This window comes from Pseudomonas sp. SF2, from assembly GCF_036858055.1.
In the GTDB taxonomy this organism is placed as follows: Bacteria; Pseudomonadota; Gammaproteobacteria; order Pseudomonadales; family Pseudomonadaceae; genus Aquipseudomonas.
This window is the reverse complement of sequence record NZ_JAMBDI010000005.1, coordinates 1-26,418: the sequence shown is the minus strand read 5'-3', so window position 1 is coordinate 26,418 and position 26,418 is coordinate 1. Positions and strand designations below refer to the sequence as shown.

At 62.5% G+C, this 26,418-nt stretch carries 26 protein-coding genes and 1 tRNA gene; 14 read left to right on the top strand and 13 right to left on the bottom strand.

Translation table 11 applies throughout. The annotated features are described in order from the left end of the window. Nucleotides 1–116: 116 nt before the first annotated feature. The 6 genes from nuoF to M2S36_RS02710 form a co-directional block, all read right to left on the bottom strand. Nucleotides 117–1,481 (bottom strand): NADH-quinone oxidoreductase subunit NuoF, encoded by a 1,365-nt coding sequence (gene nuoF / locus M2S36_RS02735; protein ID WP_207831027.1) that lies wholly within the window; start codon nt 1,479–1,481, stop codon nt 117–119. Beyond that, nucleotides 1,478–1,975 (bottom strand): NADH-quinone oxidoreductase subunit NuoE, encoded by a 498-nt coding sequence (nuoE, locus tag M2S36_RS02730; protein WP_003251433.1) that lies wholly within the window; start codon nt 1,973–1,975, stop codon nt 1,478–1,480. The genes nuoF and nuoE overlap by 4 nt, the downstream gene beginning before the upstream one ends. 2 nt (nt 1,976–1,977) lie before the next feature. Then, complete coding sequence (nuoC, locus tag M2S36_RS02725; protein WP_013973384.1) at nt 1,978–3,759, bottom strand: NADH-quinone oxidoreductase subunit C/D; 1,782 nt, start codon at nt 3,757–3,759, stop codon at nt 1,978–1,980. A gap of 78 nt (nt 3,760–3,837) precedes the next feature. Further along, entirely contained in the window at nt 3,838–4,515 is a 678-nt protein-coding gene (locus M2S36_RS02720) for a NuoB/complex I 20 kDa subunit family protein (RefSeq protein WP_003251429.1), read from the bottom strand. Nucleotides 4,516–4,524: 9 nt separating this feature from the next. After that, entirely contained in the window at nt 4,525–4,938 is a 414-nt protein-coding gene (locus tag M2S36_RS02715; protein WP_003251427.1) for an NADH-quinone oxidoreductase subunit A, read from the bottom strand. A gap of 383 nt (nt 4,939–5,321) precedes the next feature. Continuing rightward, entirely contained in the window at nt 5,322–5,984 is a 663-nt protein-coding gene (locus M2S36_RS02710; RefSeq protein WP_233693676.1) for a lysoplasmalogenase, read from the bottom strand. 494 nt (nt 5,985–6,478) lie between these two features. Between M2S36_RS02710 and M2S36_RS02705 the strand changes: the two genes are divergently transcribed. Both M2S36_RS02705 and M2S36_RS02700 read left to right on the top strand, forming a co-directional pair. Then, nucleotides 6,479–6,625 carry a hypothetical protein gene (locus M2S36_RS02705; RefSeq protein WP_207831305.1) on the top strand — a complete coding sequence of 49 codons (147 nt, stop codon included), beginning with the start codon at nt 6,479–6,481 and terminating at the stop codon, nt 6,623–6,625. A 145-nt stretch (nt 6,626–6,770) separates the two neighbouring features. After that, on the top strand, nt 6,771–7,034 hold the full coding sequence (locus M2S36_RS02700) for a DUF3077 domain-containing protein (protein ID WP_233693675.1): 264 nt from the start codon (nt 6,771–6,773) through the stop codon (nt 7,032–7,034). 92 nt (nt 7,035–7,126) lie between these two features. On the opposite strand, the gene aceA is transcribed toward M2S36_RS02700, so the two are convergent. Continuing rightward, entirely contained in the window at nt 7,127–8,452 is a 1,326-nt protein-coding gene (gene aceA / locus M2S36_RS02695; protein WP_013973380.1) for an isocitrate lyase, read from the bottom strand. 489 nt (nt 8,453–8,941) lie between these two features. Further along, nucleotides 8,942–9,706 carry a secretin N-terminal domain-containing protein gene (locus M2S36_RS02690; RefSeq protein ID WP_207831032.1) on the bottom strand — a complete coding sequence of 255 codons (765 nt, stop codon included), beginning with the start codon at nt 9,704–9,706 and terminating at the stop codon, nt 8,942–8,944. 134 nt (nt 9,707–9,840) lie between these two features. Between M2S36_RS02690 and M2S36_RS02685 the strand changes: the two genes are divergently transcribed. Continuing rightward, nucleotides 9,841–11,283 (top strand): SulP family inorganic anion transporter, encoded by a 1,443-nt coding sequence (locus M2S36_RS02685; protein ID WP_207831033.1) that lies wholly within the window; start codon nt 9,841–9,843, stop codon nt 11,281–11,283. Between the two features lie 112 nt (nt 11,284–11,395). On the opposite strand, the gene fusA is transcribed toward M2S36_RS02685, so the two are convergent. After that, nucleotides 11,396–13,507: an elongation factor G gene (gene fusA, locus M2S36_RS02680; protein ID WP_207831036.1), complete on the bottom strand. Its 2,112-nt coding sequence runs from the start codon at nt 13,505–13,507 to the stop codon at nt 11,396–11,398. Between the two features lie 73 nt (nt 13,508–13,580). Beyond that, nucleotides 13,581–14,006 carry a hypothetical protein gene (locus M2S36_RS02675; protein ID WP_333956662.1) on the bottom strand — a complete coding sequence of 142 codons (426 nt, stop codon included), beginning with the start codon at nt 14,004–14,006 and terminating at the stop codon, nt 13,581–13,583. Between the two features lie 232 nt (nt 14,007–14,238). On the opposite strand from M2S36_RS02675, the gene M2S36_RS02670 reads away from it, so the two are divergent. Continuing rightward, nucleotides 14,239–14,541: a hypothetical protein gene (locus M2S36_RS02670; protein ID WP_085720495.1), complete on the top strand. Its 303-nt coding sequence runs from the start codon at nt 14,239–14,241 to the stop codon at nt 14,539–14,541. 3 nt (nt 14,542–14,544) lie between these two features. On the opposite strand, the gene M2S36_RS02665 is transcribed toward M2S36_RS02670, so the two are convergent. Next, on the bottom strand, nt 14,545–15,795 hold the full coding sequence (locus M2S36_RS02665) for a 2-aminoadipate transaminase (protein WP_207831038.1): 1,251 nt from the start codon (nt 15,793–15,795) through the stop codon (nt 14,545–14,547). 235 nt (nt 15,796–16,030) lie between these two features. Beyond that, on the bottom strand, nt 16,031–16,927 hold the full coding sequence (gene gcvA, locus M2S36_RS02660; protein ID WP_015271044.1) for a transcriptional regulator GcvA: 897 nt from the start codon (nt 16,925–16,927) through the stop codon (nt 16,031–16,033). Between the two features lie 255 nt (nt 16,928–17,182). Here gcvA and M2S36_RS02655 point away from each other — a divergent pair, with 255 nt between their 5' ends. The 3 genes from M2S36_RS02655 (at nt 17,183) to M2S36_RS02645 (ending at nt 19,903) form a co-directional block, all read left to right on the top strand. Continuing rightward, nucleotides 17,183–18,565 (top strand): amino acid permease, encoded by a 1,383-nt coding sequence (locus tag M2S36_RS02655; RefSeq protein ID WP_207831041.1) that lies wholly within the window; start codon nt 17,183–17,185, stop codon nt 18,563–18,565. A 57-nt stretch (nt 18,566–18,622) separates the two neighbouring features. Next, nucleotides 18,623–19,120: a PaaI family thioesterase gene (locus M2S36_RS02650; RefSeq protein ID WP_063912661.1), complete on the top strand. Its 498-nt coding sequence runs from the start codon at nt 18,623–18,625 to the stop codon at nt 19,118–19,120. An 87-nt stretch (nt 19,121–19,207) separates the two neighbouring features. Beyond that, nucleotides 19,208–19,903, top strand: coding sequence for a glutathione S-transferase N-terminal domain-containing protein (locus M2S36_RS02645; RefSeq protein ID WP_182328452.1), 696 nt, complete (start codon nt 19,208–19,210; stop codon nt 19,901–19,903). Nucleotides 19,904–20,028: 125 nt separating this feature from the next. Here M2S36_RS02645 and M2S36_RS02640 read toward each other — a convergent pair whose 3' ends face one another. Then, a complete protein-coding gene (locus M2S36_RS02640) occupies nt 20,029–21,645 on the bottom strand; it encodes an inorganic phosphate transporter (protein ID WP_241105854.1) in 1,617 nt (538 codons plus the stop codon). A 128-nt stretch (nt 21,646–21,773) separates the two neighbouring features. On the opposite strand from M2S36_RS02640, the gene M2S36_RS02635 reads away from it, so the two are divergent. The 7 genes from M2S36_RS02635 to M2S36_RS02605 all read left to right on the top strand — a co-directional run bounded on the left by M2S36_RS02635 (nt 21,774) and on the right by M2S36_RS02605 (nt 26,418). Beyond that, nucleotides 21,774–22,160 carry a DUF488 domain-containing protein gene (locus M2S36_RS02635; RefSeq protein WP_063912658.1) on the top strand — a complete coding sequence of 129 codons (387 nt, stop codon included), beginning with the start codon at nt 21,774–21,776 and terminating at the stop codon, nt 22,158–22,160. 54 nt (nt 22,161–22,214) lie between these two features. Then, entirely contained in the window at nt 22,215–22,646 is a 432-nt protein-coding gene (locus M2S36_RS02630; RefSeq protein WP_207831047.1) for a GNAT family N-acetyltransferase, read from the top strand. 117 nt (nt 22,647–22,763) lie between these two features. Next, nucleotides 22,764–23,153 (top strand): helix-turn-helix domain-containing protein, encoded by a 390-nt coding sequence (locus tag M2S36_RS02625; RefSeq protein ID WP_333956661.1) that lies wholly within the window; start codon nt 22,764–22,766, stop codon nt 23,151–23,153. 63 nt (nt 23,154–23,216) lie between these two features. Continuing rightward, nucleotides 23,217–23,855 carry a response regulator transcription factor GacA gene (gacA, locus tag M2S36_RS02620; RefSeq protein WP_003251380.1) on the top strand — a complete coding sequence of 213 codons (639 nt, stop codon included), beginning with the start codon at nt 23,217–23,219 and terminating at the stop codon, nt 23,853–23,855. Nucleotides 23,856–23,861: 6 nt separating this feature from the next. Next, complete coding sequence (uvrC, locus tag M2S36_RS02615) at nt 23,862–25,685, top strand: excinuclease ABC subunit UvrC (protein ID WP_333956660.1); 1,824 nt, start codon at nt 23,862–23,864, stop codon at nt 25,683–25,685. A 32-nt stretch (nt 25,686–25,717) separates the two neighbouring features. Continuing rightward, on the top strand, nt 25,718–26,278 hold the full coding sequence (gene pgsA / locus M2S36_RS02610) for a CDP-diacylglycerol--glycerol-3-phosphate 3-phosphatidyltransferase (RefSeq protein ID WP_039613116.1): 561 nt from the start codon (nt 25,718–25,720) through the stop codon (nt 26,276–26,278). 64 nt (nt 26,279–26,342) lie between these two features. Then, nucleotides 26,343–26,418 (top strand) — tRNA-Gly (locus M2S36_RS02605).

Genomic DNA, 26,418 nt, shown 5'->3' with positions numbered 1-26,418 from the left:
TTGGCCCGCGTGAGCGGGCGTGGCTAATGGAAATCGGTGAGCTTGCGACACGCCACGATTTCTCGGGCCTGCCGGCAAGCTGGCGAGTGGCACGGACCACCCGCCTAATCATCTTGTTATGCGCCGACCACGATCGGCTTCGCCAGATTTGGACGCAGTGCATCGCCAGCACTTGCTGGGGCGACACCCGCCTCGAACTCCGAGCGGAAGTATTTGATGGCACTGCCCAGCGGCTCGACGGCACCTGGTGCGTGAGCACAGAAGGTACGGCCAGGGCCGAGGAAGTTGACCAGGCCCAGCAGCGTCTCGATGTCTTCGGCGCGGCCCTGGCCTTTTTCCAGTGCGCGCAGCATCTTCACGCTCCACGGCAGGCCGTCACGGCATGGAGTGCACCAGCCGCACGACTCGCGGGCGAAGAACTCTTCCATGTTGCGCAGCAGCGAAACCATGTTGATGCTGTCGTCCACCGCCATGGCCAGACCAGTACCCATACGGGTGCCGACCTTGGCGATGCCACCGGCGTACATCTGCGCGTCGAGGTGCTCGGGCAGCAGGAAGCCGGTACCGGCGCCGCCTGGCTGCCAGCACTTGAGCTTGAAGCCGTCGCGCATGCCGCCGGCGTAGTCTTCGAACAGTTCACGGGCGGTGACGCCGAATGGCAGTTCCCACAGGCCCGGGTTCTTCACCTTGCCGGAGAAGCCCATCAGCTTGGTGCCGTGGTCTTCACTGCCTTCGCGGGCCAGCGACTTGTACCAGTCGTTGCCGTTGGCGACGATGGCCGGGACGTTGCACAGGGTTTCGACGTTGTTCACGCACGTCGGCTTGCCCCACACACCAACGGCAGCAGGGAAGGGCGGCTTGGAGCGCGGGTTGGCGCGGCGGCCTTCCAGCGAGTTGATCAGTGCGGTTTCTTCACCGCAGATGTAGCGGCCGGCACCGGTGTGCACGAACAGCTCGAAATCGAAACCGCTGCCGAGGATGTTCTTGCCCAGCAGGCCGGCGGCCTTGGCTTCCTCGATGGCGCGGTTGAGGTTCTTCGCTGCGGTGGTGTATTCGCCACGCAGGAAGATGTAGCCACGGTAGGCCTTCAGGGCGCGGGCGCTGATCAGCATGCCCTCGACCAGCAGATGGGGCTGTTGCTCCATCAGCATGCGGTCCTTCCAGGTGTTCGGCTCCATTTCGTCCGCGTTGCACAGCAGGTAGCGGATGTTCATGGATTCGTCTTTGGGCATCAGGCCCCACTTCACGCCAGTGGGGAAGCCTGCGCCACCGCGGCCCTTGAGGCCGGAGTCCTTGACGCTTTGCACGATGTCGTCGGCCGACATCTGCGCCAGTGCCTTGCGCGCGGCAGCGTAGCCGTTCTTCGATTCGTACTCGGCAAGCCATACCGGCTCGCCGTCGTCACGCAGGCGCCAGGTCAGCGGGTGGGTTTCGGCCGTGCGCGCGATGCGGTTGGCCGGGCCGAAGGAAGTAATGGTCATACGTAACCCTCCAGCAGTTTGGAAACGCCAGCCGGCTGCACGTCACCGAAGGTGTCGTCGTCGATCATCAGCGCCGGGGCCTTGTCGCAGTTGCCCAGGCAGCACACCGGCAGCAGGGTGAAACGCCCGTCCGCGGTGGTCTGGCCGAGGCCGATGCCCAGCTCGCTCTGGATCTGGCTGACCACCGACTCATGGCCGCCGATGTAGCAGACCATGCTGTCGCACACACGGATGATGTGGCGGCCGACCGGCTGACGGAAGATCTGGCTGTAGAAAGTGGCAACACCTTCGACGTCGCTGGCCGGGATGCCCAGCACTTCACCGATGGCGTGGATGGCGCCGTCCGGCACCCAGCCACGTTCCTTCTGGACGATCTTCAGGGCTTCGATGGACGCCGCGCGCGGGTCCTCGTAGTGATGCATTTCGTGCTCGATGGCCGAGCGTTCGGTTTCGCTCAGGGCGAAACGGTCTGTCTGGATAAGCGTGCTGTTCATGCTTAGCGGTCCACGTCAGCCATAACGAAGTCGATACTGCCCAGGTACGCAATGAGGTCGGCGACCATGCTGCCTTTGATCACCGAAGGGATCTGCTGCAGGTGCGGGTAGCTCGGGGTACGGATCCGGGTGCGGTAGCTCATGGTGCCGCCATCGCTCGTCAGGTAGTAACTGTTGATGCCCTTGGTCGCCTCGATCATCTGGAACGACTCGTTGGCCGGCATGACCGGGCCCCACGAGACTTGCAGGAAGTGCGTGATCAGGGTCTCGATGTGCTGCAGGGTGCGCTCTTTCGGCGGCGGCGTGGTCAGCGGGTGATCCGCCTTGTACGGGCCTTCCGGCATGTTGCGCAGGCACTGGTCGATGATGCGGATACTCTGGCGCATCTCCTCGACACGGACCATGCAGCGATCGTAGGCATCGCCGTTGTGGGCCAGCGGTACTTCGAACTCGAAGTTCTCGTAGCCGGAGTAGGGGCGGGCTTTACGCAGGTCGAAGTCGCAACCGGTGGCACGCAGGCCGGCACCGGTGGTACCCCAGGCCAGGGCTTCCTTGGTGTTGTACGCGGCAACGCCGATGGTACGGCCCTTGAGGATGCTGTTCTGCAGGGCAGCCTTTTCGTACTCGTCGAGGCGCTTGGGCAGCCATTCGACGAAGTCCTTGACCAGCTTGTCCCAGCCGCGCGGCAGGTCGTGGGCGACGCCACCGATGCGGTACCACGCCGGGTGCAGGCGGAAACCGGTGATCGCTTCGATCACGGTGTAGGCGCGCTGGCGGTCGGTGAAGGTGAAGAACACCGGGGTCATGGCGCCGACGTCCTGGATGTAGGTACCCAGGAACAGCAGGTGGCTGGTGATACGGAAGAACTCGGCCAGCATCACGCGGATGGTGTCGACCTTCTGTGGCACCTTGATGCCGGCCAGCTTCTCGACCGCGAGCACGTACGGCAGGTTGTTCATTACCCCGCCGAGGTAGTCGATACGGTCGGTGTACGGGATGAAGCTGTGCCAGGACTGGCGCTCGGCCATTTTCTCGGCACCACGGTGGTGGTAGCCAATGTCCGGTACGCAGTCGACGATTTCTTCACCGTCCAGCTGCAGGACGATACGGAAGGCACCGTGCGCGGAAGGGTGGTTGGGGCCGAGGTTGAGGAACATGTAGTCCTCGTTGGCGCCCTGACGCTTCATGCCCCAGGCTTCCGGGTTGAAGCGTGCCGACTCCTCTTCAAGCTGCTGCTTGGCCAGGGTCAGGCTGTAGGGATCGAACTCGGTGGCGCGGGCCGGGTAGTCCTTGCGCAGCGGGTGGCCTTCCCAGGTGGGCGGCATCATGATGCGGCTGAGGTGCGGGTGGCCGGCAAAGTCGATGCCGAACATGTCCCAGACTTCGCGCTCGTACCAGTTGGCGTTCGGCCAGATACCGGTCACGGTCGGCAGGTTCAGGTCGCCTTCGCTGAGCGACACCTTGATCATCACATCGCTGTTACGCTCGATCGACAGCAGGTGGTAGAACACGCTGAAGTCGGCGGCGGGCAGGCCGCGGCGCTGGGTGCGCAGGCGTTCGTCGACGCCGTGCAGGTCGTACAGCATGCTGTACGGTTTGGCCACGCCGCGCAGGAAGCTGAGCACTTCCTTGAGTTGCTCGCGCTTGACCCACAGCACGGGCATGCCGGTGCGGGTTTCCTGGGCGACGAATGCTTCGGCGCCAAAACGGTTGTGCAGTTCGACGACCACATCCTGGTCGTCAGCCTTGTAGGGCGGAATGAAAATAGCGTTGTCCGCTGTCATGGTCTCGGTCGCTTTGGGTCAACGTTAAGAATGAAGCCAGGCCGCCGGCTCCAGGGGAGCGGGCGGCAGGTCGCTGGATCAGACTTCGTCGGGGCTGCGCAGGTTGGTTACTGCAATGCGCTGCTCACGACGCAGGTCTTTCTGGGCTGGCATCTCGGCACGGTAAATACCTTGATCACCAACAACCCAGGAAAGCGGGCGTCGTTCTTGGCCGATCGACTCCTGCAGCAGCATCAAGCCTTGCAGGAAAGCCTCAGGGCGTGGCGGGCAGCCAGGCACATAGACGTCCACGGGGAGGAACTTGTCGACCCCCTGAACGACCGAGTAGATGTCGTACATGCCGCCGGAGTTGGCGCACGAACCCATGGAAATGACCCATTTCGGTTCGAGCATCTGCTCGTACAGGCGCTGAATGATCGGCGCCATTTTGACGAAGCAGGTACCGGCGATGACCATGAAGTCGGCCTGACGCGGCGAGGCCCGGATGACTTCGGCGCCGAAGCGGGCGATGTCGTGGGGTGCCGTGAAGGCCGTGGTCATTTCCACGTAGCAGCAGGACAGGCCGAAGTTGTACGGCCAGAGGGAGTTCTTGCGACCCCAGTTGACCGCGCCACGCAGCACATCTTCAAGCTTGCCCATGAAGATGTTCTTGTGGACCTGGTCCTCTAGCAGTTGATCGGTGACGGTTTCCCGTTCACCGACCGGGTACTGCTCGTTGGGCGCATCCGGATCGATTCTGGTGAGATTGTATTGCATGCCAAAGCCTCATTGTTTCAGCTTCGCTTGCCGCTTGCGGCGACCTTCGGGAGCCCAATCAAGTGCCCCGACGCGCCATAGGTAGACAAGACCAGCCAACAGAATTGCTATGAAAACGAGTGCTTCGACGAATCCGGTCCAGCCGCTTTCGCGGACGGACACAGACCATGCAAAGAGGAAGAGGGCTTCGATATCGAAGATCACGAACAGCATCGCGACCAGATAGAATTTGGCGGACAGGCGCAGGCGGGCGCTGCCGACGGGCAGCATGCCGGATTCGAAGGGTTCGTTCTTGGCGCGGCCCCAGGCCTTGCTACCGAGCAGGCTGGACAGGCCGAGCATGAAGGCGCACAGGCCGACGACACCCAGGAGGAAGATGGCAAAGCCCCAGTTGTGGGCGATGAGTCCTGCCGAATCGGACATGCTAGAGATCCTTATACAGAGACCCAGCTCTGCAGTCTGAAATAAGTGTAGAGCGGCGACCTGGTGTCGCACGTGCAGTGACCAAATGTCGCAGCTGAATCAATCGCGCTGATTTTATGGGTAAACCCGGTGCAAGTAAAATTTCTGTCGCAAATTTATTCGTAGGATTAAGTACAAAACCTGCGTGTAACTGGCTGAAAGCCTTGAGATTCGGGCATTGCGTGCGGTTTTGTTAATTATGTTTCTTGCGACGGGTAACGAATTGCAAGTTTCGTAATGATAATTGATATCATTTAACCTGATGCCTGATATTTCCCCTGTTCTGTGCCTTGTAAAGTTCATCTGGCGATTTCCTCTACTTGCAAATGCGAAAAACGCCTGTTCTAGCACCTCCCGACACCGCTCGCACCGCTCTGGGTCAATACTTTATCGATTGAGCGATGACTGGCAGATGAAGTGATCGCCCACTGGCCGAGCCAGTAGGTGAGGATGATCAGGTACGGCGCGGCGGCGAAGGGGCTGACGAAGCGGTCGATGCCGATCAGGCTGTCGGAGAATACGAACAGGCCGGCACCGAGCGCGGCCAGGCTGCCACAGGCCAGTGCGCGCCAGAGCATGGCACTGATGGCCAGGGCGTAAACTGCGACCGGGATCAGCAGCGGGCCGAGACCGTGGCTGGCGAGTACGCCGAACAGGGTGATGCCGGTGAGGGCGCTGAACAGGAGTGCGGGTAGGGCGGGGTGCAATGTTTGGCCGCAATAGGCGCGCAGGTAGGCCAGGTGGGCACAAAGGAATGCGACCAGGCCGAACACGAACAGGTCGGCGGGGATGGCCAGCAGGATGTCGCCGAGTACCGAGAACGCCAGGCCGATCGAGATCCACTTGCGATAGGGCGAGGCTGGGGCGCTGCGCAGCCAGGCGATCAGGGCCAGTACGGGTATCGGTTTGGCCAGCAGGGCGAGCAGGGTGTTGTCGCTGGCCAGTGCATATATATAGAGGGCAGCGGCGGCCAGGGCGATTGTGGTCAGGTGGCTCGGGCGGGGCATGGGCGGTCCTTGCTGCTGGGCTGCCACAAGCATAGACCTGATTGTGGGGTTTGTTGGTGATGCGTCGGGGTTGTGTGAGGGCTGGCATGGGTATGGCGAGAGGAATGTGGCGCTCGATTTGAGCAGCACCGCAAAAACCAAGGCAGGCACCTGGCCGCCCTGACGCAATCGGGCGCAGAACACCTGACATGTCGGATTTAACCCCTTCCATGTAGGCCATTTCCCAAACATACTCTTGCCGCCTTTTTTCCGTTGCGGCTGCTGTGGCAGCGCTCTAGTCTCGGCGAGTCGTTGCACATCAACGACACGGCTTTGACAGGCCGGAATTGAAAGAAGGTGCACTCGCTTTGCCTCAATGGCAGCTGTGCGTGTGGGCACGTTCGCGTGCGCCGGTCTTTCTTTCTTTCCACCGGTCTGTCAACCCGCGCATAGCTGCCACCTAACCGTTTGACAGCGGGCGGATGGCAGCCAAACAGGAAAGAAAGGAGCGAGTCATGCTAAAAGTTGTCCCCGATCCACCCCACAACCCCCATTCCCTCGAAGACACCCTGATCCAGGCCACCGTGGTGCATCAGGCCTTCGGCATTGGTTCAGGCGCAGATGCACACAGGGCCTCGGACTTTGCACTAAGGCTTGATTGATGTGTTGTCTGGGTGTGCCTCTTCGCGGGTAAACCCGCTCCCACAGGTTCATCACAAGCGCCAAGACTTGCACAGCACCTGTGGGAGCGGGTTTACCCGCGAAAGGGCCGGCCCAGGCAGTAGAGAATTTTCAGGGGAATGAACAATGACAACAGAAGACACCCAGTTCACCGTCGGCAAAACCACCTTCTTCCAAGGTGAAAACGGTACTCACCCACTGTTCCGCATCGAGCCCGGCATTCCTTGTCGGGATGCCCGCGAGCAGTCCTCGGAGCTGATGGGCTATGTGCGCGAACTGACCATCACCGGCCTGATGGACGAGAAACCGATGATGATCTGGGCTGCCCATTACCTCAGCGCCATGGCCAAGGCGCTGATGGATGACGCAGAGTTGGGCATGAAGCATTGAGGTTGTTCCAGTCACAGGCTGCTATTTGAACCCATGCAAAAAGGCCCAGGGCTTTCACAAACCCCGGGCCTTTCTTCAACAGCAACCCACTATCAGTGGAACTGCTCTTCCTCGGTCGAACCAGTCAGTGCGGTCACCGACGAAGCCCCGCCCTGAATAACAGTGGTCATGTCGTCGAAGTAGCCAGTGCCCACTTCCTGCTGGTGCGCCACGAAGGTGTAGCCTTTGTTGGCGTCAGCGAATTCCTGCTCCTGCAGCTTCACGTAGGCGGTCATGTCGTTGCGGGCGTAGTCGTGCGCCAGGTTGAACATGCCGTGCCACATGTTGTGGATGCCGGCCAGGGTGATGAACTGGTGCTTGTAGCCCATGGCCGACAGCTCGCGCTGGAACTTGGCGATGGTGGCGTCGTCCAGGTTCTTCTTCCAGTTGAAGGACGGCGAGCAGTTGTACGACAGGATCTGGTCCGGGTACTCCTTCTTGATCGCTTCGGCGAAGCGGCGGGCTTCGTCCAGGTCCGGCTTGGCGGTTTCGCACCAGATCAGGTCGGCGTATGGTGCATAGGCCAGGCCGCGGGCGATGGCCTGGTCGAGGCCGGCGCGTACCTTGTAGAAGCCTTCACGGGTACGCTCGCCGATCACGAACGGCTGGTCGTACGGGTCGCAGTCGCTGGTCAGCAGGTCGGCGGCGTTGGCGTCGGTACGGGCCAGGATGATGGTCGGTACGCCCGAAACGTCAGCGGCCAGGCGCGCGGCCACCAGCTTCTGTACAGCTTCCTGGGTCGGTACCAGTACCTTGCCACCCATGTGGCCGCATTTCTTGACCGAGGCCAGCTGGTCTTCGAAGTGCACGCCGGCGGCGCCTGCTTCGATCATGTTCTTCATCAGCTCGTAGGCGTTCAGTACGCCACCGAAACCGGCTTCGGCGTCGGCCACGATTGGCGCGAAGTAGTCGATGTAGCCGTCGTCGCCCGGGTTCTTGCCGGCTTTCCACTGGATCTGGTCGGCGCGGCGGAAGGCGTTGTTGATACGCTTGACCACGGTCGGTACCGAGTCGACCGGGTACAGCGACTGGTCAGGGTACATGGACTCGGCCGAGTTGTTGTCGGCGGCAACCTGCCAGCCGGACAGGTAGATGGCCTGGATGCCGGCCTTGACCTGCTGCACTGCCTGGCCGCCGGTCAGGGCGCCCATGCAGTTGACGAAATCTTTTTCTGGGCGGAAGGACGGGTGGGCACCTTCGGTGACCAGCTTCCACAGTTTTTCTGCACCCAGGCGCGCCAGGGTGTGCTCCGGCTGCAGGGAGCCACGCAGGCGAACGACATCAGCGGCGGTGTAGGTACGGGTCACGCCTTTCCAGCGCGGGTTCTCGGCCCAGTCTTTCTCGAGGGCTGCAATTTGCTGTTCGCGTGTCAGTGCCATGGAAATAAACCTCGTCGCATCGATCTTGGGGTAATTGTGCTGATGCTCGGAGCAGATCAGGAGCTGGCGGCTGTCCTGTTCGCAGGAGTGCGGCGGCGAACGCGAAGGCTCGAAGGGGAAGGGTGTGCAGGCCAGGCGAAAGGGTGCTCCGGCAGGTTGGCTCGTGGTTGCCTTGCTGCGGTGCTACGCGATTGCCAGTACTGCGGTGATGCGCTTCCGTCCCTCGGGACAACTTCTTCGTTGCAGTCGCAATCCCGTCGAACCGCCTTGTGGGCCGTATAGACACGAGGCGCCTCCAGGGGTGGGAGGAGCACGCCTCGAAGGCCCTTGCCAGGGCCCCTGATTAGCGGGAGCGAGGCCATCATGCCCTTGGGAAAAAGACCCTGTCAAATGTTTTGTAGTGGTTTTTTTCTCTTACTACATCTTTGGTCTAATGCGACTTGGCAGTCAGTTTCAAGGCCTTTGGTCGAGGCCTTGAATTGCCTGGGATCAGTCGAGAAGGTCGACTTTGACACGTAAAGTCATGTTTTCACCGCGCTGGGTGCTGTAACTGAGGCTTGATGTGCTGCGATCGGCTTGGCTCTGCTGATTGTGCCCGGCCAGTGTGATCCATTCGCCGAGCTTGCCGGTGACCGTCGTGTCGGTGCTTTGCACATTCACTACATCTGCACGTTCATGGCTGATGCGGTCATTATTGGTGCTTATTTGCAGACGAACCGTATCGCCACTCAGGCTTGGGGTGACGTAGAAACCCTGGGTCACGTTGCGGTATTCGGTGTTGCTCTGGATGCGCCCGTAGCCGTCGGTGCTGGTGCTGGTGATCGGGATGCTCTGGCCTATCTGGATCAGTGCCGGCTGGCCTTCGCTGGCCTGGATCTGCTGCATGCCGCCGTCACGGTTACTGGTACCGTAGTGGATGACACGCGCATTGCCACGGTTGTCCTGGAAGTTGCTGTCGTTATTGTCGACGCTGATCAGCAGGCGCTTGGGCGCGGTGTCCAGCTGTTGCAGCAAGGCGCGCAGGTCGTCGATGCGCTCGGCACTGGCGTTGACGATCAGCTTGTTCTCGAAGGCGCTGACCGTGCCGTCCTTGCCGATGAACGCCTGGGCGGCGGGCAGCAGTTCGGCGCTGCTGCGGTGTTGTAGCGGTACGACCTCGGTGGCGGCCTGGGCGGTAAGGCTGGCGACCAGCAGCAGGGAGGCGAGAAGGGGGCGTAGCGGCATGTCCATGATCTCCGCAGGTGGAATGTTCATGATGGCAAATTTGCCTGGCTTCTGCTGGTTTCACGTTATAGAACCCCTTGAGCGGTGGCCGCTGTCAGACAAATTCCGTAACATCGCGCCCCTTGTTTTTGTACCGTCCGCCCGGACCGCCTCACAGGATGCTCATGAAACCCGCCCGACTCCGCGCCGACCTGCTCGCCGGCCTGACCACCTCGTTCGCCCTGGTGCCCGAGTGCATCGCCTTTGCCCTGGTGGCTCACCTGAACCCGCTGATGGGTCTGTATGGCGCCTTCATCATCTGCACCCTGACGGCGCTGTTCGGTGGCCGGCCGGGGATGATTTCCGGCGCTGCCGGCTCGATGGCGGTGGTGATCGTCGCGCTGGTGGTGCAGCACGGTGCGCAGTACCTGCTGGCGACGGTGCTGCTGGGGGGCGTGGTGATGATCCTGTTCGGCTTGCTGCGCCTGGGCAAGCTGGTGCGGTTGGTGCCGTACCCGGTAATGCTCGGCTTCGTCAATGGCCTGGCCATTGTCATCGCCCTGGCCCAGCTGGAGCATTTCAAGCAGGGTGAGCACTGGCTCAGCGGTGCGCCGCTGTACCTGATGGTGGGCCTGGTGGCGCTGACCATGCTGGTGGTTTATGTGTTGCCGAAACTGACCCGTGCGGTGCCGCCGGCGTTGGTGGCGATCCTCAGCGTTGGTGTGCTGGTGTACCTGCTGGGCCTGCCCACTCGCACCCTGGGCGATATGGCGAACATCGCCGGTGGCCTGCCGCACCTGGCGCTGCCGGACGTACCGTGGAATCTTGAAACCCTGAAGATCATCGTCCCTTACGCGGTGCTGATGGCCATGGTCGGCCTGCTGGAAACCCTGCTTACGCTCAACCTGACCGATGAAATCACCGAAAGCCGTGGCTACCCGGACCGCGAGTGCGTGGCACTGGGCGCGGCCAATATGGTTTCCGGCCTGTGCGGTGGCATGGGTGGGTGCGCGATGATCGGCCAGACGGTGATCAACCTCAGTTCCAATGGTCGTGGCCGGCTGTCGGGCGTAGTGGCCGGAGTGATGGTCCTGCTGTTCGTGTTGTTCCTTTCGCCGCTGATCGAGCGTATTCCGCTGGCGGCACTGGTCGGGGTGATGTTCGTGGTGGCGCAGCAGACCTTTGCCTGGGCGTCGTTGCGTGTGCTGCACAAGGTGCCGCTGAGCGATGTGCTGGCGATCATTGCCGTGACCGTGGTAACGGTGCTCACCGACTTGGCAGTGGCGGTATTGTTCGGTGTCGTCATCGCGGCGGTGAACTTTGCCTGGCAGCATGCGCGCGAGCTGTATGCCGACAGCCATGAGGACGGGGAAGGGGGCAAGCGTTATCAGGTGCATGGCACGCTGTTCTTTGCCTCGACCACGCCGTTCCTGAACCAGTTCGATCCGGCTAACGACCCGGCCAAGGTGACCCTGGATTGCCAGCATTTGAGCTTTGTCGATTATTCGGCGATTGCCGCGTTGAAGACCTTGCGGGAGCGGTATGCCAGGGCGGGCAAGCAATTGCGGGTGGTGCATCTGTCGGAGCGCTGCAAGAAATTGCTGAAGCGGGCTGGTGAGCAGCACTGAGAGTGGTTGTTGCCTGTACCGGCCTCTTCGCGGCTAAAGCCGCTCCCACAGGGGTTATGCATTCCCTGTGGGAGCGGCTTTAGCCGCGAAGAGGCCGGTACAGGCGAATGAACTATTCCCCGCGGTTCTTCTTGACGATGGCGTCGGCAATACTCGCCGGCGCCTCGGCATAGCGGGTGAACTCCATCGAGAAGCTGGCCCGGCCCTGGGTCATCGAGCGCATCGAGGTGGCGTAGCCGAACATCTCGCCCAGCGGCACCTCGGCACGGATCACCTTGCCGGCCGGCGTTTCGTCACCATCCTGGATCATCCCGCGGCGCCGGCTCAGATCACCGAGGATGTCACCCTGGTACTCCTCCGGGGTCACCACTTCCACCTTCATCACCGGCTCCAGCAACACCGCTCCACCTTTCTGCGACAGCTGCTTGGTGGCCATCGAGGCGGCGATCTTGTAGGCCATTTCGTTGGAGTCGACATCGTGGTACGAGCCGTCGTACACCGCCGCCTTCAGGTTGATCAGTGGGTAGCCGGCGAGCACGCCGTTCTTCATCTGCTCCTCGATGCCCTTCTGGATCGCCGGGATGTACTCGCGCGGTACCACGCCGCCGACGATCTCGTTGATGAACTCCAGGCCTTCCTTGCCCTCGTCGCCGGGGGCAAAGCGGATCCAGCAGTGGCCGTACTGGCCTCGGCCGCCGGACTGGCGGACGAAGCGGCCCTCGATTTCGCAGGTGTTGCGGATTTTCTCGCGGTAGGCCACCTGTGGCTTGCCGATGTTGGCCTCGACGTTGAACTCGCGGCGCATGCGGTCGACGATGATGTCCAGGTGCAACTCGCCCATGCCCGAGATGATGGTCTGGCCAGTCTCTTCATCGGTGCGCACACGGAATGACGGGTCTTCCTGGGCCAGCTTGCCCAGGGCAATGCCCATTTTTTCCTGGTCGGCCTTGGTCTTCGGCTCCACTGCCACGGAAATGACCGGGTCGGGGAAGTCCATGCGTTCGAGGATGATCGGCTTGTCCATGTCGCACAGGGTGTCGCCGGTGGTCACGTCCTTCATGCCGATCAGCGCGGCGATGTCGCCAGCGCACACGTCCTTGATTTCGGCGCGCTGGTTGGCATGCATCTGCACCATGCGGCCGATGCGTTCTTTCTTGCCCTTGACCGAGTTGAGCACCGCGTTGCCGGAGCTGAGCACGCCGGAATAGACCCGGGCGAAGGTCAGGGTGCCGACGAACGGGTCGGTGGCGATCTTGAACGCCAGGGCCGAGAACGGCTCGCTGTCGTCGGCGTGGCGCTCCAGGTGCTTCTCTTCGTCATCCGGGTCGGTGCCCTTGATGGCGGGGATTTCCGAAGGCGCGGGCAGGTAGTCGATGACCGCGTCGAGCATCAGCGGTACGCCCTTGTTCTTGAACGACGAGCCGAGGATGGTCGGCACGATCTCGTTGTTCAGGGTGCGTTTGCGCAGGCCGGCCTTGATCTCTTCGATGCTTAACGCTTCGCCTTCGAGAAACTTGGTGAGCAGTTCGTCATCGGCCTCGGCTGCGGCCTCGACCATGTGCGCGCGCCATTCGTCGGCAAGTGCCTGCAGTTCGGCGGGGATGTCTTCCTCGCGATAGCTGGTGCCCTGATCCGCGTCGTTCCAGTAGATGGCCTTCATCTTCACCAGGTCGATCTGGCCGACAAAGTTTTCTTCGCTGCCGATGGCCAGCTGGATGGGTACCGGGTGGTGGCCCAGGCGTTGGTCGATCTGCCTGACCACGCGCAGGAAGTCAGCGCCCTGGCGGTCCATCTTGTTGATGTAGGCCAGGCGTGGCACGTGGTACTTGTTGGCCTGGCGCCAAACGGTCTCGGACTGTGGTTCGACCCCGTCCGCGCCGCTGAATACCACCACCGCGCCATCGAGCACGCGCAGCGAGCGCTCCACCTCGATGGTGAAGTCGACGTGGCCTGGGGTGTCGATGATGTTGAAGCGATACTTGTGGGCGAACTGCTTGGTCGAGCCCTGCCAGAAGGCGGTGGTCGCCGCCGAGGTAATGGTGATGCCGCGCTCCTGCTCCTGGGCCATCCAGTCCATGGTCGCGGCACCATCGTGCACTTCGCCCATCTTGTGGTTGACCCCGGTGTAGAACAGGATCCGCTCGGTGGTCGTGGTCTTGCCGGCATCCACGTGGGCGACGATGCCGATATTGCGGTACAGCTCGATGGGCGTTGTGCGGGCCATGGCGGACTACCTGTGGATGAGCGGATTCTCCCACGGTAGCAGACCGGGAGAATCCTGCCCTGCCGCCTGACCGTCAGTCGGCCTGGGCTTGCAGCATCCACTGGCCGTCCACTTCGCGGGCCAGGCCGCTGGCGGGCATCAGGGCCAGCAGGCGCGTGTGCAGGGCGGCTTCGGTGAAGGTCTTGAGGGTGGCCAGGTCCAGTGCACCCACCAGGTTGAGATCGGCCTTGGTGTACGACAGCCAGGCTTTTTTCAGGGCCTGGGCGACGTCGCTGCCGGAGGTGCTGGCGAAGCGGCGGTGCCATTGGCGGCCGTCGAAGGTGAAGGTGTGGGCGTGGCTGTAGGTGCTTTGGTCGCCACCTTCGGTGCAGCGGTGGCAACGGCACGGGCCTTCGCCGAAGGCGTTGCGCAGGTAGCTGTTGAAGTCCACCACGGGCTTGAGGGACAGGCGTTTGTCGACTTCGAACAGGTCGGCGATCAGGGGTTCTTCGGCGCTCACTCGGGATCCTCGTGTGGTGTGGCTTGCATCGGCGGGCACCCTAACAGATCGGGCCTTTCAGATCACCTTTTGCAGGCCCGGCCTCTTCGCGGGTAAACCCGCTCCCACAGGTACTGCGCATGCGGTCCCTGTGGGAGCGGGTTTACCCGCGAAGAGGCCAGTAGAGACAATAGAGACCACCTGCCGTACTCTACGCGCCCATACGCCTACACACCCACTGAGGTAACCCCGCTTGAGCACCAAGTACCCGTACATCGCCACCATCACCATCAGCGCCGAAGACCGTGGCGGCGACACCGAGGCCTCGGAAAACCCCAACATGCGCGTTGGCCTGGAAGCGGTGACCGAAACCCTGAAAAAGGTGCATTTCGTCGGTACGCTCGCGGCCCCTGAAAAGAACGCCACGCACATCTGCGTGACCCTGGAAAACGGCCTGACCTACTACGGCCCGATCGTCAACGGCCACGCCGAACTCGAAGGCGGCTGGATTGCCTTCGAGTCCGACATGCTCACTCCCGCAGAACTGGGCTTGTAAGTATCAGTTCAGCTCGGCCAGGCACTGCTCGAGGATATCCAGACCTTCTTCGAGCACCGCGGCCTCGATGGTCAGCGGTGCCAGCAGGCGGATGATGTGCCGTGCCTTGCCGCTAGGCATCAGCAACAGGCCCTTGGCTCGCGCCGCTTCCATCACCTTGGCCAGCTGCGCCGGTGCCGGGCTGCCGTCGGCATTGACGAACTCGATCCCGCGCATGGCGCCGACGCCGGTCAGGCGGCCGATGAACGGGCTCAGCCCAGAAGCCTTCCAGCGCTCGTAGCGGCGCACGATTGCCTGCTCCTGGCGCTCACCCCAGGTAGCGACGTTCTCGTCGGTCATCTGCGCCAGGCTGGCCAGGGCCGCCGCGCAGGCGATCGGGTTGCCCGAATAGGTGCCACCCAGGCCGCCTTTGGGCAGCGCTGCCATCAGTTCCTTGCGCCCGACCACCGCACCCAGTGGCATGCCGCCGGCAATACTCTTGGCCAACAGCAGCAGGTCGGGCTCAAGCCCTAAGCGCGGGAAGGCGAAGCGCTGGCCGGTACGACCGAAACCCGACTGGATCTCGTCGATGATGATCAGGATCCCGCGCTCGTCGCAGAAGCGGCGCAGGGCCTGGGCGAAGCCTGGGTCAAGGGCGAGGAAGCCGCCTTCGCCCTGCACCGGCTCGAAGATGAACGCCGCCACGTCCTCCACGGCCAGCTCGACGCTGAACAGGCGGTCCATGGCCTTGAGGGCCTGTTCGCAGGTTACCCCGGTGTCGGCGCTGGGGTAGGGCAGGTGGTACACCGGCCCTGGCAGTTCACCGACCCGCTGCTTGTACGGGGCGACCTTGCCGTTGAGGTTCAGCGTGGCCAGAGTGCGACCGTGGAAGCCGCCGTCGAAGGCGATGATGGCGCGTTTGCCGGTGGCACCGCGGGCTACTTTCAGAGCGTTTTCCGCAGCTTCCGCGCCGCTGTTGGTGAGCATGCCGGCCAAGGGGTAGCTGACCGGCACGAATTGGCTCAGTTGCTCCATCAGTGCCAGGTATGGCCCGTGGGGGGCTGCGTTGAAGGCGTAGTGGGTCAGGCGAGTGGCCTGGGCCTGGATCGCCTCGACCACGGCCGGGTTGCAGTGGCCCAGGTTGAGCACACCGATACCGCCGACGAAGTCGATGTAACGTTTGCCGTCAGTGTCCCAGACTTCGGCATTACGGCCATGGGAAAGTGTGATCGGGTGAACGATGGCAATGGATTGGCTGATACTTTCCTGGTTCATGGGCACGCGGACCTTTGTTCGAGTTTCTTATTATCCAAGCGTGTTGGCGGGTTATTCCGCAAACGAATTATTCGATTGCGGTCATTCCATGGATTCGTGATCTTGGCTGATTATGTATTGCTAGCACTGGCCTCTTCGCGGGTGAACCCGCTCCCACAGGTACGGCGCCACACTTGAAAGCTGTGCGATCCCTGTGGGAGCGGGTTTACCCGCGAAGAGGCCGGTACAGGTCAAATCAATCCCCCTCGGCCACCCGCTCCCGAATCCACTGCACGAAGGCCCTGACCTTGGGCACTTCGGCCGCATGCTCGGCATGGGCGATGAAGTGCCGGCCATTGCTCGCCACCGGGTGGTCCCAGGCCACCACCAGCTTGCCCTCGCTCAGTTCTTCGGCCACCAGGTAGCGCGGAATCAGGGCGATGCCGCAGCCGGCAATGGCCGCGCGGATGCACAGGTAGAACGTGTCGAAGCGTGGCCCGTGGTAGCTGTTCTGGCTATGCAACCCCAGCCCCAGGAACCATTCGTGCCAGGCCTCCGGGCGCGACACGCACTGCAGCAGGCGGTGTTCGGTCAGCGCCTGGGCGCTGTCGAAACGGTGGTTGGCCAGCAGCTGCGGGCTGCACACCGGCACCACTTCTTCGCTGAACAGCTCGATGCAGGTTGCCCCGGGCCAGGTGCCCTGGCCGAAGAAAAACGCAATGTCGGCCTTGGCCTGCACCAGGTCGAACGGCTCCAGTTCGTTGCGGATATCCAGGTGAATGCGCGGGTAGCGGTCGCCAAAACCCTTCAGCCGGGGCACCAGCCAGCGCGCGCCGAAGGTGGGCTGGGTGGCGATGCGCAGCACTTCGGTCTCGTCGCCGTAGCTGAGGATGTAGCGGCTGGAAATGTCGATCTGGGTGAGGATCTTGTTCACTTCGGTGAGGTACAGCGCGCCGGCGGGGGTCAGGTGCAGGCGCCGGCGAATGCGCTGGAACAGCGAGTGCGACAGCATGTCCTCGAGCTGCGCCACCTGCTTGCTGACGGCGCTCTGGGTCAGGTGCAGTTCCTGGGCCGCGCGGGTGAAGCTGAGGTGGCGGGCGGCCGCTTCGAAGCACTGAAGGGCGGTGGTCGAAGGCATCAGGCGTTTGGACATGACGGGCAAATACCGAGCAAAAAAGGAAGGAGTTCATTCCGTAACGGAATCATGTGTTTCGAAAAGGTCGTTTGTTGACCCCGCCCTATAGATTAATACTGACCTGGATCAACGATTACAACCGGTCGTGCGAAGAGGAGGTCAGTACCCGCTTCCGGCATCTGCAAAACAACAACAACGAACATCAGAAATTTATAAGAATTCTGCTCCAGTCTTCAGCCGCTCCGCCGCGGCCGACCCATTCGAGGGTTCTTCATGGCTTCGCTACACAACAACAAACAGCGCTCCCTGCAGCACGGCCTGACGTCCCGTCAGGTCTCCATGATCTCCATTGCCGGCATCATCGGGGCCGGCCTGTTCATCGGTTCCTCCAACGCCATCGCCACCGCCGGCCCGGCCATCCTCATCTCCTACGCCATGACCGGCCTGCTGGTCTTGCTGGTGATGCGCATGCTGGGCGAAATGGCCATCGCCAACCCCAACAGCGGCTCGTTTTCCACCTATGCCTCCGAAGCCATCGGCCCTTGGGCGGGCTTTACCATCGGCTGGCTGTACTGGTGGTTCTGGGTACTGATCATTCCGGTCGAGGCCATTGCCGGCGCCGATATCCTGCATGCCTACTTCCCCGGTGTGCCGTCGTGGCTGTTCGCCTTCCTGATCATGCTGGTGCTGTCGGGCACCAACCTGATCAGCGTGAAGAACTTCGGGGCCTTCGAGTACTGGTTCGCGCTGGTCAAGGTGGTGGCGATCATTGCCTTCATCGTGGTCTGCAGCCTGGCGGTGTTCGGCGTCTGGCCGCTGGCCGAGGTGTCCGGGGTGAGCCGGCTGTGGGACAACGGTGGCTTCATGCCCAACGGTTTCGGCACCGTGCTCGGTGGCGTGCTGATCACCATCTTCTCGTTCTTCGGCGCCGAAATCGTCACCATTGCCGCTGACGAAACCGCCAACCCGAAAGACAAGATCCGCCGCGCCACCAACCTGGTGGTGTACCGCATCGCCATCTTCTACCTGGCGTCGATCTTCCTGGTGGTGTCGCTGGTGGCCTGGAACGACCCGGGGCTTAAAGCCGTGGGTTCGTTCCAGCGCGTGCTGGAAGTGCTGAACGTGCCGGGTGCCAAGCTGCTGGTGGATATCGTGGTGCTGGTGGCCGTGACCAGCTGCATGAACTCGGGCCTGTACACCGCGTCGCGCATGCTCTATTCGCTGGGCGCCCGTGGCCAGGCGCTGAGCGTTACCAAGCGTATCTCCGGTTCTGGCGTACCGACCGTGGCGGTCATTTTCTCGACCCTGGCCGGCTTTGCCGGGTGCTTCGTCAACTATGTGTTCCCGGGCAAAGTGTTCGGCTTCCTGCTGTCCACCACGGGTGCCATCGCCTTGCTGGTATATCTGGTGATTGCCGTGTCGCAGCTGCGCATGCGTGCCCGTGCCGAGCGTGAAGGGCGGCCGCTGGAGCTGAAGATGTGGCTGTTCCCGTGGCTGACCTGGCTGGTGATCGGCACCATCGTCATGGTGCTGGGCTACATGCTGTTCAGCGATGCCTACCGCTACGAGACGCTGATGACTGCCGGAGTGACTGCATTCATCTTGCTGGTTTCGCTAACCCAGCGGGGCACCAAGGTGGTTGCCCAGACGGCCTGATGATTCTGCTTTAATGGGGGCGTTGCGCGCCCCCATTCGAACAAGCACAGGAAGCGTATGAACGACCACTCACTTTCTCTACAGGCACTCGCTGCACCCGACGGCACTTGCTACGGCTGCGGTTGCTCCCACCCCAGCGGCCTGCACCTGCAAAGCCACTGGGACGCCGACGGCATCCACCTGTTGTGCCGGCACGTGCCCGACAGCACCTTCACCGGCTGGCCCGGCCTGGTTTACGGCGGCCTGCTGGCGATGCTGGTCGACTGCCACTCCAACTGGACGGCGATGGCCTACCACTACCGTAACGAAGGCCGCGAGCCGGGTAGCCTGCCGCGTATCGACTGCGTTACCGGCACGCTCAACCTGACCTACCTGAAACCCACGCCGATGGGCGTCGAGCTGTTGCTCAAGGCGCGTGTGGAAGGCGAAGTAGGGCGTAAGAGCCGGGTGATCTGCGAAGTCTGGGCCGACGATGTGCTGACCGTGACCGCCGACTCGGTGTTCGTCCGTGTCGATACCGAAAAGCTCAAGCTCAAGGCTCACGGCCAAGCCTGACTGCCCGTGCTGACAAGTGGTCGGTGATGGTCAGCGGCCGGGGATGTCTCTAGAGTGAGAGGTTCACTCCCCCAGGCAAGGTTGATCATGACCGATCTCAGTGCGTTCCCTATTACCCGCAAGTGGCCCGCCAGGCACCCCGAGCGCCTGCAGCTGTATTCACTGCCGACGCCCAATGGCGTCAAGGTGTCGATCATGCTCGAAGAGATCGGCCTGGCCTATGAGCCGCACAAGGTCAGCTTCGACAACGATGATCAGCTGAGCCCCGAATTCATCTCGCTCAGCGCCAACAACAAGATCCCCGCCATCCTCGACCCCAATGGTCCGGGCGGCCAGCCGCTGCCGCTGTTCGAGTCCGGGGCCATTCTGCAGTACCTGGCGGAGAAGAGCGGCCAGTTGCTGAGCCAGGATCCGGCCCAGCGTTACCAGACCCTGCAGTGGCTGATGTTCCAGATGGGCGGCATCGGGCCGATGTTCGGCCAGGTGGGCTTCTTCCATTTCTTTGCTGGCAAGGAATACGAGGACAAACGCCCGCGGGACCGTTATGTCAACGAGTCCAAGCGCCTGCTCGGTGTGCTGGACCGGCATCTGAAAGGCCGGGAATGGATGGTCGACGAGTACAGCATTGCCGATATCGCGATCTTCCCGTGGGTGCGTAACCTGGTGGAACGTTACAACGCCCGTGACCTGGTCGGCTTCGATCAGTTCAAGGAAGTGCAGCGGGTGCTGGCGGCGTTCCTCGAGCGGCCGGCGGTGCAGCGTGGTCTGAAAATCCCGGCTTGAACAGTTGGCACTGATCCTGTGGGAGCGGGCGTGTCGAACCGCCGCGAAGCAGGCACCGCGGTGCATGGCACCGGCTTTGCCGGTGTTCGCGGGCATGCCCGCTCCCACAGGGATGGAGTACAGATTCAGAAAATGTGGTGCAGTAGCCAGTACAGGCTGCCGGCCAACAGCATCGCTGCCGGCAAGGTCAGCACCCAGGCCATCAGCAGGTTGACCAGCGTGCGCTTCTGAATCCCCGACCCGTTGGCCACCATGGTCCCGGCCACCCCGGAACTCAGCACATGGGTGGTCGACACCGGCAACCCGAACATGTCCGCCGCACCAATGGTGCACATTGCCACCACCTCGGCCGACGCACCCTGGGCATAGCTGAGATGGGTCTTGCCGATCTTCTCGCCTACCGTCACCACGATGCGCCGCCAGCCGACCATGGTCCCCAGCCCCAGTGCGATGGCCACGGCCACTTTCACCCACAGCGGGATGTAGCGGGTGGCGTCGTCCAGCTGGGTCTTCAGCAGCAGCACATGGCTGCGTGTGTCGGCATCGAAAACCACCAGCTGGTTCTTCTCGATCAGGCGGATGGCTTCGCTGGTCAGGTACATGTCGTTGCGCACGTTGGCCATGGCCTCGGCCGGTACGCGCTTGAGCGAGCCATAACCTTTGACCTCTTCGCCGATCATGCCGGTCAGCGCCGCCAGCGCCGGTACCAGTTGCGGGTTGGCCTTGGGTTCGGCAATGAACGTGGTCAGCACCTGGCGCGGGTCGGCCGGCGCCGCTTGCGGGTCGTTGCGCACCAGTGCTTGGCGGGTTACCTCGGCGACGGCGGAAAACTGCAGGGCCTGCTCATTGGGCATGGTCTTGTTCAGTGCGTAAGCCATCGGCAGGGTGCCGACCAGAATCAGCATGATCAGGCCCATGCCTTTCTGGCCGTCGTTGGAACCGTGGGCAAAGGACACACCGGTGCAGGTCAGGATCAGCACGCCGCGGATCCACCACGGTGGTGGTGTCTGGCCTTCCGGCGCCTGGTACAGCGCCTTGCGCTTGACCAGCGCGCGCAGGGCCAGCAGCAACAGGGCAGCGCAGGCAAAGCCGATCAGTGGCGAGAACAGCAGGGCATAACCGACCTTGCTGGCCTGGGCCCAGTCCACGCCACTGGTACCGTCGCGTCCGTGCATCAGCGCGTTGGCCACGCCCACACCGATGATCGAACCGATCAGGGTGTGCGAGGAGGATGCCGGCAGGCCCAGCCACCAGGTGCCGAGGTTCCAGATGATCGCCGCCAGCAGCAGGGCGAAGACCATGGCGAAGCCGGCCGAGGAGCCGACCTGCAGAATCAGCTCCACCGGCAGCAAAGCGATGATGCCGAACGCTACCGCGCCGCTGGAAAGCAGCACGCCGAGGAAGTTGCACAGCCCGGACCACACCACGGCGACCGGTGCCGGCAAGGAGTGGGTGTAGATCACGGTGGCCACTGCATTGGCAGTGTCATGGAAGCCATTGACGAACTCGAAGCCCAGGGCAATCAGCAACGCCAGGCCCAGCAGCAGGAATGGCGTGACCGTGGTGATTGCCGTGCCGCTGGCCGTCACATCCTGCTTCAGGCTCCAGGCGGAGTAGGCAATGCCGGCCAGCAGCAGGCCGAAGAACAACACCAGGGTGGCACGCCCCGGCTTGTGGGCAAGCTGCGGGCGGGAGTCGCGTTGGGCCAGTTGCGGCTGGCTGGCCAGTGACGGGGTTGCCATGGGGGCTCCGGTTGGCGTGGGGCGAAGGTGCCGAAGGCCTTGAGCATAGAAACAATTCGTAACCCGGCCGTGACCTCGATCAATGATTTATCTAGGCTCAAGACGGACGGTAATGGCAGGAGAAACCGATGATTCGCTGCAAGCGTGTCTACGATGCGGTTGAGCAGGACGACGGCCAGCGTGTGCTGGTCGATCGGCTGTGGCCGCGTAACAAGCGCAAGGAAGACCTGCGCGGACAGTGGTTGCGCGAAGTTGCACCCTCGGATGAATTGCGCAAGGCGTTTCACCAGGGTGAAGTGGATTTCGCCGGTTTCACCCAGCGCTACCAGCAAGAGCTGGCGGCCCACCCAGAGCACTGGTACCCGCTGTTGGACTTGGCGGGGAAGGGCACTTTGACATTGCTTTATGCGGGCAAGGACACTGAACACAACAATGCCCGGGTGCTGGCGCAATGGCTGGAGGACGAACTGGACCGGCGTGGGCCTGGCAGTTCGCCCGTGTGCTACGCCCAATGATTGATATTCGTTTTACCGGCCCTGTCGCCGGCAAACCCAAGAGTTCGATATGTGATGCCCCTGAACCTGACCCCCGCCGACGACACCCACTGCACCTTCGCCCGCGACCTCACGCGCCGCGCCATGCTGCCGTACTACCGTGAATATGACCTGTTGTGGATCGAGCAAGCCTTCGACGAAGCCTGGGGCTGGCGCGAGCAGTGGCTGGTGACTGAAGGTGACACCGTGCTCGGCTTCTGCAGCCTCAGCCAGGACCGTCAGGCGCTGTTCATCCGCGAGTTGCACCTGCTACCCGAGCACCGTGGGCGTGGTGTCGGCAGCTGGGTGCTGGAGCAGTTGGCGCTGTGGGCCCGCCAGCGGCATCTGCCGCTGCTACGGCTGATGGTGTTTCGCAGCAACCCGGCGCGTGTGCTGTACCAGCGCCATGGCTTCGTCGAAATGGGTGAGGACGAATGCTTTGTGCGCATGCAGCGTACGATCGACTAATAGCGCAATGATGGCTTGTCGCGACTGGTGAGCATGGGCATAGTGAACTCAGGCGTTTACGGCTGCCTGCAGGCGGGTAGGCCGTACATGAGTGTGAACAGGGACAAGGAGCCTCCCATGAATGGAATCGGTCCGCGGCTGCGGGAAGAGCGTGAGCGTCTGGGGATGACCCAGCGCGTGTTTGGAGATATCGGCGGTGTCGAACCCAATGCCCAGGGCAAATACGAGAGTGGTGAACGCTCGCCGCGGGTCGATTACCTGGCGGCATTGGCGGCCAGGGGGGTGGATGCGCAATATGTGTTCAGCGGTATCCGCACCCCGCTACCGCTTGAGGGGCTTAACGCCGATGAGTCCGGTTTGCTGAGGGCTTTCCGGCAGTTGTCGTGCGACGATCAGGCGGCACTCTGGCACCTGCTGCGGCGTTTGACCAACAACGACAAATCCCGGCAGACAGTGAGGCCGCTCTCGGTTGAACGTCAGGCGTTTCTTACGGAAGGAATGCGTTAGGCCCGCCGTGAAAAATTTTGTTAAGGTGGCGGGATCCAATCGCCCTGCTGACGAGGTGTGTGCTTGATTAGGGTCTTAGTGGTCGATGATCACGATCTGGTACGAACCGGTATTACCCGCATGCTGGCCGACATCGATGGCCTGCAGGTGGTGGGTGAGGGGGATTCGGGCGAATCGGCACTCAAGCTGGCCCGTGAGCTGAAGCCGGATGTGGTGCTGATGGATGTGAAAATGCCCGGCATCGGTGGCCTGGAGGCCACCCGCAAGCTGCTGCGCAGCCACCCGGACATCAAGGTGGTTGCCGTGACTGTGTGCGAGGAAGACCCATTCCCCACGCGCCTGCTGCAAGCCGGTGCCGCTGGCTACCTGACCAAGGGCGCCGGCCTTGACGAAATGGTCCAGGCCATCCGCCTGGCCTTTGCCGGCCAGCGCTACATCAGCCCGCAGATCGCCCAGCAGCTGGCGCTGAAACCGTTCCAGCCACAGGGCTCGCCGTTCGATGCCTTGTCGGAGCGGGAAATCCAGATTGCCCTGATGATCGTCGGCTGCCAGAAAGTGCAGATCATCTCCGACAAGTTGTGCCTCTCGCCCAAGACCGTCAATACTTACCGTTATCGGATCTTTGAAAAACTCTCGGTCACCAGCGATGTCGAACTGACCTTGCTGGCCGTTCGCCACGGTATGGTCGACGCAAGCCTGTAAAACCTCATGTCCCAAGTTTTCGATGCCAGCGCATTCCTGGCGACCTGCAGTGGTCGCCCGGGCGTCTACCGGATGTTCGACGCCGAAGCCCGGTTGCTTTACGTGGGCAAGGCCAAGAACCTCAAGAAGCGCCTGGCCAGCTATTTCCGCAAGACCGGCCTGGCGCCCAAGACCGCCGCGCTGGTGGCGCGCATCGCCCAGGTCGAAACCACCATCACCGCCAACGAAACCGAGGCGCTGCTGCTGGAGCAGAACCTGATCAAGGAATGGCGGCCGCCGTACAACATCTTGCTGCGCGACGACAAATCCTACCCCTACGTGTTCCTTTCCGATGGCGAGTTCCCGCGGCTGGGTATTCACCGTGGGGCGAAGAAGGCCAAGGGCCGCTACTTTGGCCCGTACCCCAGTGCCGGGGCCATTCGAGAAAGCCTCAGCCTGCTGCAAAAGGCCTTTTCGGTGCGCCAGTGCGAAGACAGCTACTACGCCAACCGCACCCGGCCGTGCCTGCAGTACCAGATCAAGCGCTGCAAAGGGCCCTGCACGGGCCTGGTGACCGCCGAGGAATATGCCGAGGACGTGCGCCACTCGGTGATGTTCCTCGAAGGGCGTAGCCAGCAACTGGGCAACGAGCTCAATGCCGAGATGGAGAAGGCCGCCATGGCCCTCAATTTCGAAAGAGCCGCCGAGTTGCGCGACCAGATCGCCTTGCTGCGGCGGGTCCAGGACCAGCAGTACATCGAAGGCGGCAGCGGCGATGTCGATGTCATCGCCGCCTTCGTCAACCCCGGTGGCGCCTGCGTGCACCTGATCAGCGTGCGCGGCGGGCGGGTGCTGGGCAGCAAGAACTTCTTCCCCCAGGTGGGCATCGAGGAGGAGGTGGCCGAAGTGATGGCCGCGTTCCTCTCCCAGTACTACCTGGGCAATGCCGAGCGCGAACTGCCGGGCGAGCTGATCGTCAACGTGGTGCACGAAGACTTCGAAGCCATCACTGAAGCGCTGCACACGCTGCGCGGCCGCGAGCTGACCATCAGCCACCGGGTACGCGGTACCCGCGCCCGCTGGCAGCAACTGGCGGTAACCAACGCCGAGCAGGCGCTCAATGCCCGCCTGGCCAACCGCCAGCACATGGCCGCACGTTTCGAGGCCCTGGCCGAGGTGCTGAAGCTGGACGAGGTGCCGCAGCGCCTGGAGTGTTACGACATCAGCCATTCCAGCGGCGAGGCCACGGTGGCCAGCTGCGTGGTGTTCGGCCCCGAAGGCCCGCTCAAGTCCGACTACCGCCGCTTCAACATCGAAGGCGTCACTGCCGGCGACGACTACGCCGCCATGCACCAGGCCCTGACCCGCCGCTACGGGCGTATCAAGGACGGCGAGGGCAAGCTGCCAGACGTGCTGCTGGTGGACGGCGGCAAAGGCCAGCTGAACATGGCCCGTGACGTGATGCAGGAGCTGGGCTTCAGCGACCTGACCCTGCTTGGCGTGGCCAAGGGCGTGACGCGCAAGGCCGGTTTCGAAACCCTGTACCTGAACGACGTGCACCACGAGTTCACCCTCAAGGGTGACTCACCGGCCCTGCACCTGATCCAGCAGATCCGCGACGAAGCCCACCGTTTCGCCATCACCGGCCACCGCGCCCGCCGTGGCAAGGCCCGCCGGGTGTCCAGCCTGGAGGATGTGGCCGGGGTAGGGCCCAAGCGCCGGCGCGACCTGCTGAAACATTTCGGCGGCCTGCAGGAGCTCAATCGCGCCAGTATCGATGAAATCGCCAAAGCACCCGGCATCAGTAAAAAGCTTGCCGAGTCGATTTATGCCAGCCTGCATAACGAGTAGAATGCGGGCTCAACTTGCGGCCAGTCGTACCGATGAATATTCCAAACCTGCTCACCGTTCTACGCGTCCTGCTCATCCCGATCTTCATCCTGCTGTTCTATATGCCCTACCACTGGAGCTACATGGCCGCCAGCAGTGTGTTCGCCGTTGCCGCCGCCACCGACTGGCTGGACGGCTACCTGGCGCGTCGCCTGCAGCAGAGCACGCCGTTCGGTGCCTTCCTCGACCCGGTGGCCGACAAGCTGATGGTGGCGGTGGCCCTGGTGCTGCTGGTGCAGACCCACGCCAACTTCTGGCTGACCTTGCCGGCCGCGGTAATCATCGGCCGCGAGATCGTGGTGTCGGCGCTGCGCGAGTGGATGGCCGAGCTGGGCGCCCGGGCGCATGTGGCGGTGTCCAACCTTGGCAAGTGGAAAACCGCGGCGCAGATGCTGGCGCTGGTGATCCTGCTGGGCAACCCGCCAGCGGTGACCTTCTGGGTAATCCTCGGCTACGCGCTGCTGCTGGTGGCGGCGGGGCTGACCCTGTGGTCGATGGTGCACTACCTGCTGGCCGCCTGGCCGCACCTGCGCGAAGGCTCGGAGCAGAAATAAAAGTTTTTTTGAATCAAGGGGTTGACGCTGTTTTAGAAATCGCTAGAATGGCACCCATCACGACGCGGGAATAGCTCAGTTGGTAGAGCACGACCTTGCCAAGGTCGGGGTCGCGAGTTCGAGTCTCGTTTCCCGCTCCA

Bases quoted from the DNA above. Each gene is read 5' to 3' on its own strand.
- nuoF (WP_207831027.1), bottom strand. From the start codon at position 1,481: ATGACCATTACTTCCTTCGGCCCGGCCAACCGCATCGCGCGCACGGCC.
- M2S36_RS02705 (WP_207831305.1), top strand. From the start codon at position 6,479: ATGCTAAAAGTTGTCCCCGATCCACCCCACAACCCCCATTCCCTCGAA.
- nuoE (WP_003251433.1), bottom strand. From the start codon at position 1,975: ATGAACAGCACGCTTATCCAGACAGACCGTTTCGCCCTGAGCGAAACC.
- M2S36_RS02625 (WP_333956661.1), top strand. From the start codon at position 22,764: ATGAATGGAATCGGTCCGCGGCTGCGGGAAGAGCGTGAGCGTCTGGGG.
- aceA (WP_013973380.1), bottom strand. From the start codon at position 8,452: ATGGCACTGACACGCGAACAGCAAATTGCAGCCCTCGAGAAAGACTGG.
- M2S36_RS02630 (WP_207831047.1), top strand. From the start codon at position 22,215: ATGCCCCTGAACCTGACCCCCGCCGACGACACCCACTGCACCTTCGCC.
- M2S36_RS02720 (WP_003251429.1), bottom strand. From the start codon at position 4,515: ATGCAATACAATCTCACCAGAATCGATCCGGATGCGCCCAACGAGCAG.
- fusA (WP_207831036.1), bottom strand. From the start codon at position 13,507: ATGGCCCGCACAACGCCCATCGAGCTGTACCGCAATATCGGCATCGTC.
- M2S36_RS02665 (WP_207831038.1), bottom strand. From the start codon at position 15,795: ATGAACCAGGAAAGTATCAGCCAATCCATTGCCATCGTTCACCCGATC.
- pgsA (WP_039613116.1), top strand. From the start codon at position 25,718: ATGAATATTCCAAACCTGCTCACCGTTCTACGCGTCCTGCTCATCCCG.
- M2S36_RS02640 (WP_241105854.1), bottom strand. From the start codon at position 21,645: ATGGCAACCCCGTCACTGGCCAGCCAGCCGCAACTGGCCCAACGCGAC.
- M2S36_RS02710 (WP_233693676.1), bottom strand. From the start codon at position 5,984: ATGCCCCGCCCGAGCCACCTGACCACAATCGCCCTGGCCGCCGCTGCC.
- M2S36_RS02685 (WP_207831033.1), top strand. From the start codon at position 9,841: ATGAAACCCGCCCGACTCCGCGCCGACCTGCTCGCCGGCCTGACCACC.
- M2S36_RS02655 (WP_207831041.1), top strand. From the start codon at position 17,183: ATGGCTTCGCTACACAACAACAAACAGCGCTCCCTGCAGCACGGCCTG.
- M2S36_RS02690 (WP_207831032.1), bottom strand. From the start codon at position 9,706: ATGAACATTCCACCTGCGGAGATCATGGACATGCCGCTACGCCCCCTT.
- M2S36_RS02635 (WP_063912658.1), top strand. From the start codon at position 21,774: ATGATTCGCTGCAAGCGTGTCTACGATGCGGTTGAGCAGGACGACGGC.
- M2S36_RS02645 (WP_182328452.1), top strand. From the start codon at position 19,208: ATGACCGATCTCAGTGCGTTCCCTATTACCCGCAAGTGGCCCGCCAGG.
- M2S36_RS02650 (WP_063912661.1), top strand. From the start codon at position 18,623: ATGAACGACCACTCACTTTCTCTACAGGCACTCGCTGCACCCGACGGC.
- gcvA (WP_015271044.1), bottom strand. From the start codon at position 16,927: ATGTCCAAACGCCTGATGCCTTCGACCACCGCCCTTCAGTGCTTCGAA.
- M2S36_RS02715 (WP_003251427.1), bottom strand. From the start codon at position 4,938: ATGTCCGATTCGGCAGGACTCATCGCCCACAACTGGGGCTTTGCCATC.
- nuoC (WP_013973384.1), bottom strand. From the start codon at position 3,759: ATGACAGCGGACAACGCTATTTTCATTCCGCCCTACAAGGCTGACGAC.
- uvrC (WP_333956660.1), top strand. From the start codon at position 23,862: ATGTCCCAAGTTTTCGATGCCAGCGCATTCCTGGCGACCTGCAGTGGT.
- M2S36_RS02700 (WP_233693675.1), top strand. From the start codon at position 6,771: ATGACAACAGAAGACACCCAGTTCACCGTCGGCAAAACCACCTTCTTC.